At 71.9% G+C, this 17,722-nt stretch carries 17 protein-coding genes; 3 read left to right on the top strand and 14 right to left on the bottom strand.

Features of this window, described 5'->3' with window-relative positions; all coding sequences use genetic code 11:
- Positions 1–14: 14 nt before the first annotated feature.
- From OG787_RS07295 to OG787_RS07305, 3 genes are all read right to left on the bottom strand, one after another.
- Positions 15–248, bottom strand: a complete 234-nt coding sequence (locus OG787_RS07295; RefSeq protein ID WP_235473868.1) for a DUF6158 family protein — start codon at positions 246–248, stop codon at positions 15–17.
- A gap of 66 nt (positions 249–314) precedes the next feature.
- Entirely contained in the window at positions 315–1,934 is a 1,620-nt protein-coding gene (locus OG787_RS07300) for an ATP-binding cassette domain-containing protein (protein WP_405534615.1), read from the bottom strand.
- Positions 1,935–2,062: 128 nt separating this feature from the next.
- A complete protein-coding gene (locus tag OG787_RS07305; protein ID WP_405534616.1) occupies positions 2,063–2,686 on the bottom strand; it encodes a histidine phosphatase family protein in 624 nt (207 codons plus the stop codon).
- A gap of 105 nt (positions 2,687–2,791) precedes the next feature.
- Between OG787_RS07305 and OG787_RS07310 the strand changes: the two genes are divergently transcribed.
- The 3 genes from OG787_RS07310 (at position 2,792) to OG787_RS07320 (ending at position 5,444) form a co-directional block, all read left to right on the top strand.
- Positions 2,792–4,285, top strand: coding sequence for a bifunctional phosphatase PAP2/diacylglycerol kinase family protein (locus tag OG787_RS07310; RefSeq protein WP_405534617.1), 1,494 nt, complete (start codon positions 2,792–2,794; stop codon positions 4,283–4,285).
- 98 nt (positions 4,286–4,383) lie between these two features.
- Positions 4,384–5,211 carry a class I SAM-dependent methyltransferase gene (locus tag OG787_RS07315; RefSeq protein WP_369031298.1) on the top strand — a complete coding sequence of 276 codons (828 nt, stop codon included), beginning with the start codon at positions 4,384–4,386 and terminating at the stop codon, positions 5,209–5,211.
- A gap of 62 nt (positions 5,212–5,273) precedes the next feature.
- Positions 5,274–5,444: a hydrophobic protein gene (locus tag OG787_RS07320; RefSeq protein ID WP_235473873.1), complete on the top strand. Its 171-nt coding sequence runs from the start codon at positions 5,274–5,276 to the stop codon at positions 5,442–5,444.
- 50 nt (positions 5,445–5,494) lie between these two features.
- On the opposite strand, the gene OG787_RS07325 is transcribed toward OG787_RS07320, so the two are convergent.
- The 11 genes from OG787_RS07325 to OG787_RS07375 all read right to left on the bottom strand — a co-directional run bounded on the left by OG787_RS07325 (position 5,495) and on the right by OG787_RS07375 (position 17,561).
- Complete coding sequence (locus tag OG787_RS07325) at positions 5,495–6,142, bottom strand: GvpL/GvpF family gas vesicle protein (protein WP_369031299.1); 648 nt, start codon at positions 6,140–6,142, stop codon at positions 5,495–5,497.
- A gap of 16 nt (positions 6,143–6,158) precedes the next feature.
- The gene (locus tag OG787_RS07330; protein ID WP_369031300.1) at positions 6,159–8,030 is read right to left on the bottom strand and encodes a transketolase; all 1,872 of its coding nucleotides are present in this window, start codon (positions 8,028–8,030) and stop codon (positions 6,159–6,161) included.
- Complete coding sequence (locus tag OG787_RS07335) at positions 8,027–9,400, bottom strand: NAD(P)/FAD-dependent oxidoreductase (protein ID WP_405534618.1); 1,374 nt, start codon at positions 9,398–9,400, stop codon at positions 8,027–8,029. The genes OG787_RS07330 and OG787_RS07335 overlap by 4 nt, the downstream gene beginning before the upstream one ends.
- 184 nt (positions 9,401–9,584) lie before the next feature.
- Positions 9,585–10,136 (bottom strand): GNAT family N-acetyltransferase, encoded by a 552-nt coding sequence (locus tag OG787_RS07340; RefSeq protein ID WP_405534619.1) that lies wholly within the window; start codon positions 10,134–10,136, stop codon positions 9,585–9,587.
- 51 nt (positions 10,137–10,187) lie between these two features.
- Positions 10,188–10,430, bottom strand: a complete 243-nt coding sequence (locus OG787_RS07345; protein WP_369031303.1) for a DUF1049 domain-containing protein — start codon at positions 10,428–10,430, stop codon at positions 10,188–10,190.
- Positions 10,431–10,535: 105 nt separating this feature from the next.
- Positions 10,536–11,462: an LD-carboxypeptidase gene (locus OG787_RS07350; RefSeq protein WP_369031304.1), complete on the bottom strand. Its 927-nt coding sequence runs from the start codon at positions 11,460–11,462 to the stop codon at positions 10,536–10,538.
- Positions 11,459–13,417: a prolyl oligopeptidase family serine peptidase gene (locus OG787_RS07355; protein ID WP_405540438.1), complete on the bottom strand. Its 1,959-nt coding sequence runs from the start codon at positions 13,415–13,417 to the stop codon at positions 11,459–11,461. The genes OG787_RS07350 and OG787_RS07355 overlap by 4 nt, the downstream gene beginning before the upstream one ends.
- Before the next feature lie 15 nt (positions 13,418–13,432).
- Entirely contained in the window at positions 13,433–14,737 is a 1,305-nt protein-coding gene (locus OG787_RS07360) for a M20/M25/M40 family metallo-hydrolase (protein ID WP_405534620.1), read from the bottom strand.
- Positions 14,730–15,563 carry a M55 family metallopeptidase gene (locus tag OG787_RS07365; protein ID WP_369031307.1) on the bottom strand — a complete coding sequence of 278 codons (834 nt, stop codon included), beginning with the start codon at positions 15,561–15,563 and terminating at the stop codon, positions 14,730–14,732. The genes OG787_RS07360 and OG787_RS07365 overlap by 8 nt, the downstream gene beginning before the upstream one ends.
- A 66-nt stretch (positions 15,564–15,629) precedes the next feature.
- The gene (locus OG787_RS07370) at positions 15,630–16,505 is read right to left on the bottom strand and encodes an alpha/beta hydrolase (protein ID WP_405534621.1); all 876 of its coding nucleotides are present in this window, start codon (positions 16,503–16,505) and stop codon (positions 15,630–15,632) included.
- Between the two features lie 330 nt (positions 16,506–16,835).
- Positions 16,836–17,561, bottom strand: coding sequence for a class I SAM-dependent methyltransferase (locus OG787_RS07375; protein ID WP_369031309.1), 726 nt, complete (start codon positions 17,559–17,561; stop codon positions 16,836–16,838).
- Between the last annotated feature and the right edge of the window lie 161 nt (positions 17,562–17,722).

The raw sequence follows: 17,722 nt of genomic DNA on the forward strand, positions 1-17,722 counted from the left end.
AGCGGCACCGATGTTCATTCGTCCGTGCAGCCTCGCTCCCGGGCGCCCTCGCGGGTGCGGCCCGCGGTGATCGGGCGGCGCGGGTGGCGGCGCAGGTACTCGCCCTCCAGCCCCGCCATGCGCGCGTTGTGGGTGCGCAGGGCGTCGTTCGAACCGTGCAGGAGCGTGTCGTGGCGTGTGCGGTGGATCGTCTCCAGCTCGCGCATCAGCTGCTGGTCGTCCAGCCGGCTCGGGTCGACTCCGGTCATGGTGACACCCCGCTCGTCGTGGCGTCCTTCCACTGTACGAAGAACCGGGCGCGCGGGCCTCGTGTGCTACCGGGCCCGCTCCACGCGCCGCTCGTCCCACACCGGCTCCGGCGTCTCCCGGACCCGCCCGTCGCTGCCGAAGACCAGATAGCGGTCGAACGAGCGAGCGAACCAGCGATCGTGGGTGACGGCGAGAACCGTGCCCTCGAACGCCTCCAGCCCTTCCTGGAGGGCCTCGGCGGACTCCAGGTCGAGGTTGTCCGTCGGCTCGTCCAGGAGCAGCGCGGTGACGCCCTCCAGCTCCAGGAGCAGGATCTGGAAGCGGGCCTGCTGGCCCCCGGAGAGCCGGTCGAAGCGCTGCTCGGCCTGCGCGGTCAGCTCGTAGCGGCGCAGCCGGGAACTGGCCGCGCCCCGGTCCTGCGCGTGCTCGGTCCACAGGATGTCGAGGAGCGTACGGCCCTCCAGCTCGGGGTGGGCGTGCGTCTGGGCGAAGTGCCCGGGCACGACCCGCGCGCCGAGCTTCCACTCGCCGGTGTGGTTCACGGTGTCACCGGCGAGCAGCCGCAGGAAGTGCGACTTGCCGGAGCCGTTGGAGCCGAGGACGGCGACCCGCTCCCCGTAGAAGACTTCGAGATCGAAGGGCTTCATCAGTCCGGTCAGCTCAAGTCCCTTGCAGGTGACGGACCTTACGCCGGTCCGGCCGCCCTTGAGCCGCATGGTGATGTCCTGCTCGCGCGGCGGCTCGGGCGGCGGCCCCGCCTCCTCGAACTTCCGCAGCCGAGTCTGGGAGGCCGCGTACCTCGACGCCATGGCCGGGCTGTTCTCAGCGGCCTGACGGAGGTTCAGCACCAGCTTCTTCAACTGGGCGTGCTTCTCGTCCCAGCGTCGACGCAACTCGTCGAAGCGCGCGAACCGTTCGGCCCGCGCCTCGTGATAGGTGGCGAACCCGGCACCGTGCACCCACGCGTCCGCACCGGCGGGACCCGGTTCGACGGACACGATCTTCTGCGCCGACCGGGAGAGCAACTCCCGGTCGTGGGAGACGAAGAGAACCGTCTTCCGGGTCTCCGCGAGCCGCTCCTCCAGCCACCGCTTGCCGGGCACGTCGAGGTAGTTGTCCGGCTCGTCGAGCAGCAGCACCTCGTCGGTGCCGCGCAGCAGCGCCTCCAGCACGAGCCGCTTCTGCTCACCGCCGGACAGCGTGCGCACCTGCCGCCACTGCGCCTTCTCGTACGGCACTCCGAGCGCGGCCGTGGTGCACATGTCCCACAGCGTCTCGGCCTCGTACCCGCGCGCCTCGGCCCAGTCGGACAGGGCCTGTGCGTACTGGAGCTGGGCGGCCTCGTCGTCGACGGTCAGCATGCCGTGCTCGGCCACGTCGACCGCCTTCGCGGCCTCCCGGATACGGGGCGTGGCGACCGACACGAGCAGGTCCCGTACGGTCGTCTCGTCCCGTACGGACCCCACGAACTGGCGCATCACCCCGAGCCCGCCACCCACGGTGACGGTCCCACCGTGCGGTTTCAGCTCACCGGAGATCAGCCGCAGCAGGGTCGTCTTCCCGGCGCCGTTGGGCCCCACCAGGGCCACGACGGCCCCTTCACCGACGCGGAACGACACATCGCCGAGCAGCGCCCTCCCATCGGGGAGGTAGTACTCAAGATGCGCCGCTTCCAGATGTCCCATGGAACCGCATTCTGCGGCCCCACGACGATCCCGGGCAAACCCATAAACCGACGGCCACGAAGACGCGCCCCAAAGGGGCGCGGGGAACTGCGCGACAAGCCCCCACCGGCCCGCAGCCAAAAAACCGCCTACCCGGCGGAGCCAACCGCAGCCAACACCGCCCCCGCCCAGGACACCGCCTTCCACCCATCCACCGGCGACCCCTCCAGCACGACCACACCGGTGTTGTCGAGCCGATGCTCGGCAGCGAAAGCCACGTCGACATTGTCCGCCCGGGCCGCCGCCCACATCCGGACCGCGGCGCCATGACTGACCATCGCGACGGTGCCGGCCCCACTCCCGGCGGCCTCCGCCACCACCGCGTCGAACCGCCCGAGCGCCTCGACCCCGTTCTCCCCACCCGGCATGCGCAGCTCCGTGTCACCGCCCGCCCAAGCGAACACGGTGGTCATGTACAGGTCCGCCGCCTCGGCGTCCCCCCGCATCTCCAGGTCCCCGGCGGCCACCTCCCGGATCCCGTCCCGCACCAGGATCTCCAGGCCACGCGCCCCGGCCAGCGGGGCAGCGGTCAGCTGCGTACGGATCAGGGTGGACGCGTACAGCGCGTCGATGTCCTCACCCGCGAGCGCCTCCGGCAGGGCGGCGGCCTGCCGCTCCCCCAGCTCGGTCAGTGCGGCCCCCGGAACTGCGGTGTCCAGCAGATACAACACGTTCGACGGGGTCTGACCGTGCCGGATGAGGAGCAGACGCATACGGGTTTTCCTCTCGCCCTACGACACTTGCGACAAGCCCCACAACACGTACAACCGACGCGTTCGACAAGACAAAAGGGCTCACTTCAGGGTACCCAGAGCGTCATGACCGCAGACATCGACCTCACCGTCCCCCTGCCCGGCCGGCACGCCCTGCGCAAGAACCTGCTGAATCTCGACTTCCGGCTGTTCGAGACCGCCGCCACCCGGCACTGGCCGGGCGCCGAACGCGTCCTGCCGAGGCTGAGCCGCAGCGCGAACCACGGCGTCCTGTGGATGGCGACGGCGGCGGCGCTGGCGGCCACCGGGAGCCCCAGGGCGCGCCGGGCCGCCGTCCGGGGCCTGGCCTCCCTCGCGGTGGCCTCCGCGACGATCAACACGGTCGGCAAGCGCTCGGTACGCCGTCCACGCCCCGTACTGGACCCCGTACCGCTGGTCAGGCAGCTGAAGCGGCAGCCGATCACCACGTCGTTCCCGTCCGGTCACGCGGCGTCGGCGGCGGCCTTCGCGACCGGGGTCGCCCTGGAGTCCCGGGGCCTCGGGGCGGTGGTGGCGCCGGTCGCCTTCTCGGTGGCGATGTCCCGGGTGTACACCGGCGTCCACTTCCCCAGTGACGTCCTGGCGGGCGCGGTCCTGGGCGCGGGCGCCGCGTTCGCCGTACGGGGGCTGGTGCCGACCCGCGACCGGTCCACGCCCCCGGGCCCGCCGCACGCGACGGCTCCTGCGCTGCCGGACGGCGAGGGGCTGATCCTGGTGGCGAACACGGCGGCGGCCACCGCCGACCGGGCCCGCGCGCTGGGTGACGTACTGCCGCTGGCGGAGATCGTGGAGTGCGCGCCGCAGGACGTACGGGACGAGCTGGAGAAGGCGGCGGCCCGCTGTCAGGTGCTCGGGGTGTGCGGCGGCGACGGCACGGTGAACACGGCCGCCGAGGTCGCCCTGCGCCACGGCAAGCCGCTCGTGGTCCTGCCCGGCGGCACGCTCAACCACTTCGCGCTCGACCTGGGGGTAGCGGACGTCCGGGACGTCGGCCGGGCGGTGCGGCAGGGCGAGGCGGTGCGGGTGGACGTGGGCCGGTTCCGGTCCGGGGAGCAGGAGGGCGTCTTCCTCAACACGTGCAGCCTGGGCGTCTATCCGGAGCTGGTGCGCGAGCGTGAGCGCTGGTCGGACCGGATCGGCGGCTGGCCGGCCGGGGTGGTCGCGGCGGCACGTGTCCTGCGCACCGACAGTCATCCCCTGGAGGCCCGGTTCCGGGGCGGTACACACCCGTTGTGGCTGCTCTTCGCGGGTAACGGCACCTACCACCGCCTGGGCCTCGTACCGGCCCGCCGGCTCGACCTGGCGGACGGGCGGCTCGACGTACGGGTGGTGCACGGCGGCCGACGGCCCGCGCTGCGCCTCCTGGCGGCGGCCGTTGCGGGCCCGCTGACCCGCTCCCCCGCCCACGCGGGTGTCCGGGTCCACCGTCTCCACGTGGACGACGTGACGCCGGGGACCCTCCTCGCGTACGACGGCGAAGTCACGGAGGTGACGGGCGGGGTGACGCTCGAAAAGCTCCCGGAGGCGCTGACGGTCTACCGCCCGCTCGGCCGGAACTGACCGCCGGTTGTCCACATCCCAAGACGCGGGTCTCATTATTCGGCACGGCTGCGTACGGTGAAGGAGAACGAGCCGAGAAGACGAGAAGGGGCACGGTCATGTCCAAGTCGCAGCCGCAGGAGACCGCCGTCTACACGCACGGGCACCACGAGTCCGTGCTCCGCTCGCACACCTGGCGCACCGCCGCCAACTCGGCCGCGTACCTCCTCGGTTCGCTGAAGCCGCACATGCGGATCCTGGACATCGGCTGCGGCCCGGGCACGATCACCGCCGACCTGGCCGAACTGGTCCCCGACGGCCATGTCACCGGCGTCGACCGGGCGCCGGGCATCCTGGACCAGGCCAGGGCCACGGCGGCCGAACGGGGCCTCGGCAACGTCGAGTTCGCGGTCGCGGACGTCCACGCGCTGGACTTCCCGGACGACACGTTCTGTGTGGTCCACGCCCATCAGGTGCTCCAGCACGTGGGCGACCCGGTGCGCGCGCTGCGCGAGATGCACCGGGTCACCAAGCCGGGCGGGTACATCGCCGTCCGCGACGGGGACTACCGGGCCATGGCCTGGTATCCGGAGTCGGCGGGCCTGGACGACTGGCTGGACCTGTACCGGCGGGTGGCCCGCGCCAACGGGGGCGAGCCGGACGCGGGGCGCCGGCTGAAGTCCTGGGCGCTGCGGGCCGGTCTCACGGACATCACGGCCACGTCCAGTACGTGGACATTCGCGGACACCGACGAGATCGCCTGGTGGAGCGGTCTGTGGGCGGACCGGACACTGGCGTCGGCGTACGCGGACCGGGCCACGGAGGGCGGCCTCGCGACCGTGGAGCAGCTGCGGGCGGTGTCGGAGGCGTGGCGGGAGTGGGGACGCCGGGAAGATGCCTGGTTCACCGTGCCGCACGGCGAGATTCTCTGCCGAAAGGCGGTCTGATTCACCCGCCAGATGTCTGAGTCGTGGATTTCTGGAAACCCGGTGTGCAGGAGGTTCACACTATGGTTCCCATTCTGCTCGTACTGCTTCTGGCCCTGATTCTCTTCGGTGCCGGATTCGCGGTGAAGATACTCTGGTGGATCGCGCTGATCGTCCTTGTCGTCTGGCTACTGGGATTCCTGGTGCGGGGCACGGGTGCGGGCGGCGCAAGGGGCCGCTGGTATCGCTGGTAGCCGGTATCGACAGAGAAATTGACAGAGAAGTTGTGGCCCGAGGACCTGGTTCAGGCCCTCGGGCCACACCCTGTGCTGCTCCCACAGAAGGAGTAGACGGCCCAGGGCCCGGTGAGTTCGACCCTCGGACCGTCGACGTCACTGTTTGTCCGGTCGACGAGTTCCACGAATTGTTCGGATTCCTCACGCGTGACCAGATAGGCCGCGTCGAGCAGCGCATTCGGCGACGCGTACAGCCGGTGGTCTTCAGCGTGCCGGGAAAGAACGCGGTGCAGTCGGCCGACGAACGCCTCGGCGTCCCTCTCGTCGCCTTTTTCACGGTCTTCGAGATACGCCTTCACGCGCCACTCCACCCGCCCGGAAAACCGGTCGAGAGCGCGCCGGAAGTCGTCCTCGCGTTCCTCGATCATCACGCGTACGGCGCTGTCGTCCCGGAAGACGGTGGCGGGCCGTAGTGGCAGCGGGGTCGTGACGGCGGTCAGCGCGTCGATCACGGCGTGGTGGGCCCGGTCGCCGTCGTCCGTCCGACGCCGGAGCGGCTCCTCGGCGAAGTCCGCCTCCGGCACCGTGCTGACGACGGCGACCAGGCCGTGATGGGTGAGCAGTCTCGGCGGGACACCCGCGACCCCCGTCAACTGGGCCTGGAGGGCCGCGTCGAAGGGACGGCAGACGGCGTACACGTACCGCAGTCCGGTCATGGGGGTCTCCTCGTCCTCACGGCGTGATCGCTTCCTCCACGAGCAGCCGACCCGCCGCCACGATCGAGTCGGCGTCGATGCCCGCGGCGTGCAGCTGCTCGTCGGGCGTCGCCGAGCCGGGCATCGTCCGGACGGCGAGGCGTACCAGACGGGGCATGGGCCGTCCGTCGAGGAAGGCGTCGAGGACCGCGTCGCCGATGCCGCCCTCCTCGCGGTGGTCCTCGACGGTGAGCAGACAGCCGGTCTCCTCGGCGGCCCGGCGCAGGGTGACCTGGTCGACGGGCTTGACGGAGTACAGGTCGACGACCCGGACCGGGATGCCCTGGGCGCCGAGCGCGTCGGCGGCGGCCAGGGCCTCGTGGACGGTCACGCCCGCCGCGACCACCGTCAGCCGGTCCTCGCGCCCGGCGGTGCGCAGCACCTTGCTGCCGCCGACGGGGAACTCCTCGCCGGGCCCGTACAGACCCGGTGTCCCGCCGCGTGAGGTGCGCAGATACGCGATGCCGTCGAGGCCTGCCATCGTGGCGACGAGCTGTGCGGTCTGGTGGGCGTCGCACGGATACAGCACCGTCGAGCCGTACAGCGTACGGAACATCGCCAGGTCCTCCAGGCCCATCTGGGAGGGCCCGTCCTGCCCGATGGCGACGCCGGCGTGCGAGCCGACGACGTTGATCCGGGCCCCGCTGACCGCGGCCATCCGCAGGAAGTCGTGCGCGCGGGTCAGGAAGGCGGCGAACGTCGACACGTACGGGATCCACCCGCGCGCCGCCAACCCGACGGCGGCGCCGACCAGTTGCTGTTCGGCGATGTAGCACTCGAAGAACCGGTCGGGGAACTCCTTGGCGAAGGCCTCGGCGCGCGTCGAGTCGCTCACCTCGCCGTCGAGGGCCACGACATCGCCCCGCGCGTGGCCGAGCGCGGCGAGCGCCTGCCCGTAGGCGTCCCGGGTGGCGACCTCGTCTCCCCTGTCCCAGCGGGGCAGTTCGAGGTGTCCGGCGCGTACGGCGTGCAGGGCGCGGGCTGCGCGCGGCTCGGGCGGGCGGACGCGCAGGTCGCGTCGGCCGCCGAGTTCGGCGATCGCCTCGTCGGCGTCCGGCAGCGGTTTGCCGTGCAGTCCCTCGCGGTCCTCGACGGAGGCGACGCCCTTGCCCTTGAGAGTGCGGGCGAGGATCACGACGGGCTGCCCGGTCGTGGACTCGGCCTCGGCGTAGGCACGGTCGACGGCCTCGACGTCGTGTCCGTCGATCTCGACGGTGTGCCAGCCGAAGGCCTTGAACCGGCGGGCGTACGCGTCGAGATCGTGCCCGTGCCGGGTCGGCCCGCGCTGCCCCAGCCGGTTGACGTCGACGACGGCGACGAGGTTGTCGAGATGCTCGTACGAGGCGTGCTCGGCGGCCTCCCACACCGAGCCCTCGGCCAGCTCGCTGTCCCCGCACAGCACCCACACGCGGTACCCGGTGCGGTCGAGCCGCTTGCCGGCCAGCGCGATCCCGACGCCGACGGGCAGCCCCTGGCCGAGCGACCCGGTGGCCGTCTCGACCCAAGGCAGCCTTCGGGGCGTCGGATGCCCTTCGAGCCGGCTGCCGAGCGTACGGAAGGTGAGCAGCTCGGCGTCGTCGATGGCCCCGACCGCCTTGTAGGCGGCGTAGAGCAGCGGCGAGGCGTGTCCCTTGGAGAGGACGAAGCGGTCGTTGCCGGGGTGGGCCGGGCGGTCGAAGTCGTAGCGGAGGTGACGGGCCAGGAGCACGGCCATCAGGTCGGCGGCGGACATGGACGAGGTCGGATGCCCGGAGCCCGCGGCGTCGGCGGCTCGGACGCTGTCGACGCGCAACTGCTGTCCCAGCTCGGCGAGTTCGGCGGCGCTGTGCAGGGGTTCGAGGGTTTTCACGACTTTCCTTCCGTTGCCTCGGACGTTGCCTCGGGCTGTTCCGGAGCCTGCCCCGAGGGCTGTTCCGGCACCCGTGCCAGCTCCGGCGACGCCGTGTCCAGTGGCACCGACCAGGACCGTACGAGCCCCAACTGCACGCCCTGGCGCGGCAGTACGGCGTCCAGCAGCCAGTCGGCCGCGACACGCACCCGGTTTCCGGGCATCGCCGCGAGGTGGTAGCCGCGGGTGACCGCACCGGCGAGCGGCCCGGACAGGGAGACGCCGAGCGGGTTGGCGGCGGCCTTGACCCCGCCCAGATCGACGACGAACCCCAGGTCACGGTGGCGGTAGGCGCGGCGGGAGCCGATTCCGAGCGAGGCGGCGACATTGCGGGCCGCGACCTTGCCCTGCCGCCAGGCATGTTGGGCCGTCATCCCCGCGAACTGCCCGGGATTGTTCAGATCGGGCACGGCGGCGGCGTCACCGCACGCGAACACCTCGTGGTGGCCCGGCACTTGGAGGTACGGGTCGACGATCAGCCGCCCGCGCTCCAGGGGCGAGCCGATGCTCTCGACAAGAGGATCGGGCCGAACCCCGACACACCACACCAGGGTGCGCGACTCGACGAACTCCCCGTCGGACAACAGGACTCCACCGTCGGTGGCCTCCTTCACGGAGGTTCCGGTGCGGACGTCGATGCCCCGTTGCCGCAGCACCCGGTCGGCGGTGCGCGACAGCTTCTCGTCCAGCTCGGGCAGGACACGCGGTGCGATGTCGAGGAGCAGCCAGCGTGGCCGCAGGCCTTCGCGCAAGGGCTGCTTACGGACCAGCGCCTCGGTGAACAGCTGTCCGTGCGCGGCGACTTCGGTTCCGGTGTAGCCGGCGCCGACCACCACGAACGTACAGCGGGCGGCGCAGCTCTTGGGGTCGTCGGCGGTGGCCGCCAGCTCGATCTGCCGGGTCACGTGGTCGCGCAGATACAGCGCCTCGGGCAGTCCCCGGAAGCCGTGCGCGTTCTCGGCGACGCCGGGCACGGGCAGCAGCTTGTTGACGCTGCCGACGGCGAGGACGAGCCGGTCGTAGCCGAGGGTGCCGTGTCCGCCCTCGGGGTCGGTGTAGCGCACGGTGCGCGCGTCGAGATCGATGCCGTCGGCCTCGGCCTCGCCGAGCACCAGACGCACATCGCGGAGCGTGCCGGGGAGGGAGACGGTGACCCGGCGGGGTTCCAGGACACCGGTGGCGACCTGGGGCAGCAGGGGCAGATACAGAAAGTGGTCGGTCGGGTTCAGCAGCGTGATGTCGGCCTTCTGCCGGGTCAGCCGGGCCAGACTACGGGCCGTCCGGTACCCGGCGAAGCCGGCACCGACGATCAGGATGCGGGGTCGACTCACGTTTCGCCTCCGGCGATGTCGCGCGTACGGAACCTTCCGCGTCCCCCTGGCCGGAGCCCCCAAACGTCGTGCGCCCTGCACGGCCGAACCCGCGCGTTCACACAGGCGGCAACCTGATCGCGCCCCCAAAGGGGCGCGGGGAACTGCGCGACCAGCCCCCACCGGGCCGCAGTGAACGAACCGCTCAGCCCTTCAGCATGTCCGACGTGACAGCCCACCGCTCGTGGTCCCGCCAGGCCCCGTCGATGTACAGGAAGTCCGGCGAGAACCCCTCCAGCCGGAACCCGCAGCGCCGCGCGAGGGCGATCGACGCGGTGTTGCCGGGCTGCACGTTGATCTCCAGGCGATGCAGCCGCAGCGGCGGCCCGAACGCGTACCGCACGACGAGATCGAGCCCCTCGCCCATCAGTCCCCGCCCGGCCGCGTGCGCGAAGGCCCCGTATCCGAGGGCCCCGCACAGAAAGCCGCCCTGGACGATGTTGTTGATGTTGATGAACCCCGCGACGGCACCGCCGTCGTCCTTCTCGCACACGAGGAACCCCGCCTTGGTCGGGTCCTCGATCAGTCGCCCGGCGTACGCCGCATACGCGTCCGGACTCGCCGGCGGCGCCAGCCAGGGATGGTGCAGCTCCCTGCTCTCCCGCACCCGGGCGATGAACTCGGCACCGTCCTCGTAGGTGAACGGGCGTATGCCCACGCGGGGCCCTTCGGCGAGAAATCCATGGCGCTCAGACACCCGGACACCTTACGCGAGCCGCCTGTTCACCGCCCCCACCTGCGCTCTTTCCTACTGTCGGCGCCGCATGAAGTAGGCCCCGCAGAGGGCGCCGATGACCGCCGTGCCGAGCAGCGCCATCCACAGCGGCATGGTCACCTCGGGGATCAGCAGCCGGATCTCGGTGGCGCGGGTGTTCTCGAAGATGAAGATCAGGGCGAGCAGGGCGAGCGCCCCGACGGCGACCCTGGTGGGCGTGAGCAGCCCCCGGGGACCACCGGCCTTGCCGCCGCTCTCGGAGGTCTTCGGGCTCATACAGCCAGCATGGGCCGATCCGGGGCTTCCCGCGCGCCCGGAGATACGCCGGACGGGTGAGGGCACACCGAAGGCCGACGCCCGCTCACCTCGCCGCAGCTCACCTCACCGCAGCGCCGGTTCCTCCAGCGTGAGCGTCCCCGCGTCAGCGTCCAGCTCGGCGGCCACCCCGAACGGGATCGTCAGCGCCCCTTCGCAGTGCCCGAACCCGAACCCCTCCAGCACCGGCACCCCGAGCCCGCCGAGCCGGTCGGCGAACACCGCACGCAGCACCTCGTACGGACCGCACCGCTCCCACGAGCCGAGGGCGATCCCGGCGACGCCGTCGAGCCAGCCCGCGCGCAGGAGCTGGGTGAGGGCGCGGTCGACGCGGTACGCGCTCTCCCCCACGTCCTCGATCATGAGCAGCCCGCCACGCGCACCGGGCCGGGCGTGCCGCGTGCCCAGGTCGCTGGTGAGCATGGCCAGGCAGCCGCCGAGAGTGACACCCCGGGCCCGCCCGGGCACCAGCGCGGAACCAGCCGACGCGCCGATGACCCGTACCGACTCAGGATCGAACAGCGTGGCCCGCAGATGCTCCTGTGCCCGCGTGTTCTTGACGAAGTCGACGCCGGACGCCGCCGGTCCGTGCAGGGTGGCGAGGCCCAGGCGGACCGCGAACGCCTCGTGCAACGCGGTGATGTCGCTGAAGCCGACGAACACCTTGGGCCCGGCCGCCCGCAGTGCGTCCCAGTCGAGCAGGTCGACCATGCGCTGCGCGCCGTAGCCACCGCGGGCGCAGATCATCGCGTCGACCGTGGGGTCGCACCAGGCGGTCTGGAAGTCGGCGGCCCGGTCGGCGTCCGTACCCGCGAGATAGTCGAACTCCCCGTGCCGGTCCAGGACATGGGGTGCGACGACGGGGTCGAGATCCCAGCCGCGCAGGATGTCGAGCCCGGCCTGCAACCGCTCCTCGCGCACGGGCCCGCTGGGCGCGACGACGGCCACACGAGCGCCGGGGGCCAGCCTCAACGGCCGTACCAGTGGCTTCACTTGGTGAGTTCCAGAGTCGGGATGCCGGGCGGGTTCAGGCCGAAGACCTGTGCGTACAGGGAGAGTTCGGACTCCAGGACGCGTACGGTCGTGTCCGCCCGCCGGAATCCGTGCCCCTCCCCCTCGAACGCGATGTACCGGTGCGGCACCTGCCGTCCCTCCGCCGCGAGCCGGGCGAGGAACCGCTCGCACTGCACGGGCGGGCAGATCACGTCGTCCAGTCCTTGCAGAAGCAGGAAGGGCGCGGTGATGTCGGCGGCGTGCTCGGCGGGCGAGCGTTCGAGATAGCGGCCAGGGACCTCGGCGAGCGGGCCGACGAGGGTCTCCAGGTACTGCGACTCGAAGTCGTGGGTCTCCCCGGAGCCCCAGCCGGCCAGGTCGAGGATGGGGTAGAGGATCGTGCCGCAGGCGTAGACGTCGGTGCCGGTGAGGGAGGCCGCCGCGGTCCAGCCGCCCGCGCTGCCGCCGCGGACGGCGAGCCGGGCGCGGTCGGCGGTGCCCTCGTCGGCGAGGGCGAGCGCGACGGCCGCGCAGTCCTCGACGTCGACGACGCCCCACTGCTCGCGCAGCCGGTTGCGGTACTCGCGCCCGTGCCCGGTCGAGCCGCCGTAGTTGATCTCGGCGACGCCGATGCCGCGCGAGGTGAAGTAGGCGATCTCCAGGTCGAGCACGAGCGGCGCCCGCCCGGTCGGCCCGCCGTGCGCCCACACGACGTACGGGGGCAGTTCGTCGGCGGGCGCCCTGTACCCGGGGTGGTGGGGCGGGTAGATGTGCGCGTGGATGTCCCGGCCCTCGGGGCCGGTGAAGGTGCGGATCTGCGGCTCGGGATAGTGCACGGGGTCGACCGGGTCGTGATGGGCGGCGCCGATCACCCGGGCCCGTCCGGTACGGGTGTCCAGTTCGACGACCTCGTACGCGCTGCGCGGGCTGGCCCCGACGGCGACGACCCGCTCCCCGTGCACGGCGAGGGTGGACCCGAACTCGGTCCAGGGTCCCGCCGCGTCGACGACGTCGCCGGTCTCGGTGTCCAGTACGCCGAGAGCGGTCGCCCCGCGCCCGTGCACGACGGCGACGAGACCGCCCTCCAGCGGTGCGAACCAGCGCTGCCCGACCTTCCACAGCGCCCCGCCGAACTCCTCCGGCCGGGGGCACACGGGCACGTCGTCGCGGTACAGGTTCCACCAGCCGGAGCGGTCGCTGACGTACAGCAGCGCTCCGTCGCCCGCCCAGTCCACCTGCGCGATCGACTCCTCGGGCCCGCCGGCGACGGTCCGGGCACCGCTCAGCGTGCCGCCGTCACCCACATCGGCGAGGACCAGCTCGGTGCCGTCCCAGGGCATCCGCGGATGGTCCCAGGCGAGCCAGGCCGCGCGCCGTCCGTCGGGCGAGATCCGGGGCCCGGTGACGAACCGGTGCCGGTCGTCGGTGAGTTCGCGTACGGCGTCCCGGTCGTCGGCCGCCGATCCGTCGAGCGGCACGGCGGCGAGCACCCGCCGCACATCGGTGGGCCCGTCGCCGGTGAACTCCTCCAGTACGCACCAGACTCCGCCGAGTTCGAGCCGCAACTGCGGCTCCACCCACCGCAGTCCGCCCCCGACCGAGGACAACGGCGTGAGCGGGCGCGGCTCTTGCCCCTCCTCCAGGCAGTACAGCCGCTGGTCGGCGAAGTTGACGAACACGACCACCGAGCCGCCGTCGCGCACCGCCCCCGCCCACGGATGCCCGCCGTACTCCATGACCCGGCTGCGCACGTTCCACGGCGCGTCCAGGACCTGCTCCTGGGAGCCGTCCACGCGCCGCCGCACCAGGGTGCGCCGACCGCCCTCGGTGGGCCGGGGCTCGGTCCACCAGGCCTCGTCGCCGACGAACCCCACGTACTCCGGGGACCCGTCGTGCTCGGCGGCCAGTGCCGCGTCGATGGGCGAAGGCCATGATCCGTACGGCAGTGTCTGCACTGTCTCCCCCACTGGTCAGGCCGTCCGCAGAAACCGGTCGAGAACCCGGACGCCGAAATGCAGCGCCTCGACCGGGACACGCTCGTCGACACCATGGAAGAGTGCCTGGTAGTCGAAGCCCTCGGGAAGCCTGAGCGGCGCGAATCCGTAGCCGGTGATGCCGAGCCGCGAGAACTGCTTGGCGTCGGTGCCACCGGACATGCAGTACGGCACCACATGCCCCTCGGGCGCGAACTCCTCGACGGCGGCCCTCATTTGGGCGTACGTGGGTGAGTCCACCGGCGCCTGCACGGCCACCGAGCGGTGGTGGAACTCCCATGCGACGTCAGGACCGGTGAGTTCGTCGAGGGTCGTACGGAACTCGTCCTCGCAGCCGTACAGGAAGCGTCCGTCGACGTAGGCGACGGCCTCGCCGGGGATCACGTTGACCTTGTAACCGGCGTTCAGCATGGTCGGGTTGGCGCTGTTGCGGACGGTCGCCTCGACGAGCCGGGCGGCCGGTCCGAGCTTGGTGAGGAGTCCGTCGACGTCGTCCAGGTCGGGTTCGATGCCGTACAGGGCGGCGAGTTCGGTGAGGGCCGCCCGGACGGTGGGAGTGAGGCGAAGTGGCCACTCGTACGCGCCGATTCGGGCGACGGCGGCGGCGAGACGGGTCACGGCGTTGCTGTGGTTGACCTTCGAGCCGTGCCCGGCGCGTCCGCGAGCGGTCAACTTGAGCCAACCCGTGCCGCGTTCACCTGCGGCGATCGGATACAGCTGCCGTCCCGCGCCGTCGTGGAAGGTGAACGCCCCTGATTCGCCGACGCCTTCGGTGCACCCCTCGAACAGCCCGGGGTGTTCGGCGGCCAGGAACTCGGAGCCGTCCTCGGCGCTGTCCTCCTCGTCGGCGGTGAACGCGACGACGATGTCCCGGCGGGGTCTGACGCCCTGCCGGGCCCAGTCGCGGACGACGGCGAGGATCATCGCGTCCATGTTCTTCATGTCGACCGCGCCCCGCCCCCAGACGACGCCGTCGCGGATCTCCCCGGAGAAGGGGTGCACGCTCCAGTCGCCGGCCTGCGCGGGTACGACGTCCAGGTGCCCGTGCACGAGCAGCGCGTCGGCGGTGGGGTCGGTGCCCTCGATCCGGGCGACGACGTTGGTGCGCCCCTTGGTCCGTTCGAGCAGCGTGGGTTCGAGGCCCGCCTCGGCGAGCAGCGCGGCGGCGTACTCGGCGGCGGGGCGCTCCCGGCAGTCGCCGCCGCCGTGGTTGGTCGTGTCGATCCGGATGAGATCCGAGGTGAACGACACCACCTCGTCGAGCGCCTGCTGCTCAGCCATACTGCTCCTCCACCGCGGCCGAGACGATCGTCGTGACCGCCTTGAAGGTACGAATTCCCTCGTACATTGTGCCGCTGGTGTACGCCACCTTCCGCTCGCCGATCCGCGCCACACCGGGCACGACGGTCGCGGCCATGGCGAGATGCTCGGCGTCGAACTCCAGCGCGACGGTGAACGGCCCGCCGACGACGGGCTCGTGCCGTACGGCCAGCGCGGCGGCCTCCTTCGCGGCGGCCCGGATGTCGGCGGCGGTCCTGGCGGGCGTACGGCACACGGCGGCGTACCGCGACACATGGTCCTTGACTGCGACCTTCAGCGCCTCGGGCGCGTATCCGAGCGCGTCCTCACAGGCGAGGTCGTCGCCGGTGACGAGGACGACCGGCACGCCGTACTCGGCGACCACATGAGAGTTGAGGAGCCCCTCGCTGGCGCGTACGTCGTTCACCCACACGCCGGTGATGGAGTTGGCGAGGTAGGTGTGGGCGAGGACGCCCTCCATGCCGGCGCCCGCGTGATAGCCGACGAAGGCGATACCGTCGACGTCACCGTGCTGTACGCCTTCGACCATGGACAGCGACTTGTGGCGCCCCGTGAGCATCTCGACCCGCTCGTCCAGCCGCTCCAGGAGCAGATTGCGCATGGTCCAGTGGGCCTCGTTGACCAGCACCTCGTCGGCGCCGCCGTCGAAGAAGCCGAGGACGGCGGCGTTGACGTCCGAGGTGAACATCGAACGGCAGCGCTCCCACTGCGGAGTGCCCGGCAGGACATCGGCCGGCCAGGTGACGCCGGTGGCGCCCTCCATGTCGGCGCTGATGAGGATCTTCACGCTGCGTCACATTACGCGGCGGCGAACCTCGGTGCCAGGGCCGCTCGGGGGTCGTGAATCTCCCTCTCATTGCCGGGGCAGGCACTCGTCCAGAAACGCGTGGGCCCGCAGATGGTACGAGCGGGCCGTCCAGCCGAGGCTGATGTTGTGGCCGGCGTCCGGCTGCCGGTCGACGACCACGCGCGGGGAACCGGTGAAGCAGGCCGCCATCCCGGCCAGGGTCTCCGGATCGTGGCGCCACCAGCCCTCGTGCTCGGCGAAGGTCATCCGCACCGGCACGCGCACGCGTGCGGCGATCCCGGGAAACAGCTCCGGCCAGCGGGACACGTCACTCCGCTCCCGGTGCGGCATGGGCGCCACCACCGAGGCGCTGGCGCGGAAGGTGTCCGGCGGGTACAGGCGCAGCGGCCCCCAGTTCCTGACCCGGTGTCCGGGACCGGCCGGGTCGAACGGTTCGTGCCCGCCGACGGCGTACACATGGCCGCAGCCGGAGATGTCCAGCCCCAGCAGGTTCCGGGCGGCCGGGTCCGCGGCGGCGCTCAGCGCCACCTTGGCGCCGTAGGAGTGGGCCAGCAGGAACAGTCCGGCACCGGTGTCGTAGCGGGAGGTGAAGTCGTCCAGCGCCGCGAGCACGGAGTGCGCCTGGCTGGCGAGGTGCTGTCCCTCGGGCAGACGGGCGGCGGAGTGCCGGTAGCCGGGGCGGTCCAGGGCCAGGACCGTGTAGCCGAGGCTCGCGCCCTGGGTCAGCAGGGAGAGATCGGGATGGGCCTGGCCGTCGAAGTAGCCGGCGTTCATGCCGCCGCCGTGCAGGGCGACCACCACCGCGCGCGGCGGCGTCCGGGGCTCGCGGAGCAGCGCGGACAGGACGACCCCGTCGGCGTCCAGGGTGATCGTCCGTACACCGGGTGAGACGGGCGCCAGGGCTGTGTCGGGAGGGGTCATGGCGGGGCTGCTCCCTTGTCCGTGGCGATCCGGTCGCGCTCCAGGGGTACCCCGGAGCGCGGTCGGGCGGTGCCCGACATCGCGGTCCCGCCCTCCCGACCGTAGGCCCGCCCGACGCCCGTCAGCACGTCGGCCGCAGCGAACGTGTACGTCCGGGGCCTCGGGAGGCGTACGGCTGCTCGGGCCCTGTCGACGGGTGCGACGGCCTGAGAGACAGGCCGGGAGGCCGGTCCAGCGGATGCCGGGCTTCTGCGTGCCGGGTCCGGCACGACCAGCGCGTCCACGGCCGTCGTCAGCGAGGAACCCCTCGATCCTCGCCGCACGGCGGGCTCAGTCGGCCCGTTTCACGACCACCCACTTCGACGGCAGCACGACCCGTGTTCCCTCCGAGGTGTACTCCGTCGTCGTGAGCGGGAGTTGACCGCTCGCGAGGATCTCCAGGCCCGCCGCGCCCAGGTACACGGGCACCGCCGAGTCCGCCACCTCGCCGGGTGCGATGCCGTGCTGGAGGATCGGGCGCAGCTTGGGCGGCGGGCCCTCGGGGCTCTCGGCGAGGCCCATCAGGATGGGGCGCGCGTCCTGCGACAACTCGACCAGGAAGGCCCGGCCGCGCCGTCCGACGAGGGTGGCGATGCCGTCGACGAGGGTCTGCCGGTCGTCGGCGTCGCACTGGTGGAGCACCCCGCGCATGTACACGTTGGTGTCGCCGAGCTTCGCGTGCAGTTCGTCGACCTCGGACTTCTCGGCGCAGTCGAGCAGTTCGTACTCGGCGGCGGCCTCCGGGTCGGCGCGGCGGGCGCGGTCCAGGGCCGCGGGCGAGAGGTCGGCGCCGATGACGCGGGTGAAGCGGTCGGTGAGGAAGCGGGTCTGGGTGCCGTTGCCGCAGCCGAGGTCCAGCAGGGGCAACTCGAAGTCCGCCATGTGCGGTTCGAAGACGGCGAGGTGGAGGCCCGCGGTCAGCATCGGCTCCGAGTCCCAGAAGACGGCCCCCTGTCCGTGGGGAGCCTCGCGCCAGAAGCCCTCCCAGGACTCCCTGTACCGACTCGACACGCTCATGGCCAACTCCCCAGGGTGCGACGGCGGCCCGTCCGAGGTGACGGGCCAGTTCGGTCTACCGCGCCCCGGTTGCGCCGACAAGCGCACCGCGCATACCTTCACTGCTCGTTCGAGAGGTATACGCCGGTGTGCGTCTCGCACGCCTCCCCCGACCCCGTGGC

Origin of the sequence: Streptomyces sp. NBC_00075 (assembly GCF_045041225.1) — a bacterium.
In the GTDB taxonomy this organism is placed as follows: domain Bacteria; phylum Actinomycetota; class Actinomycetes; order Streptomycetales; family Streptomycetaceae; genus Streptomyces; species Streptomyces adonidis.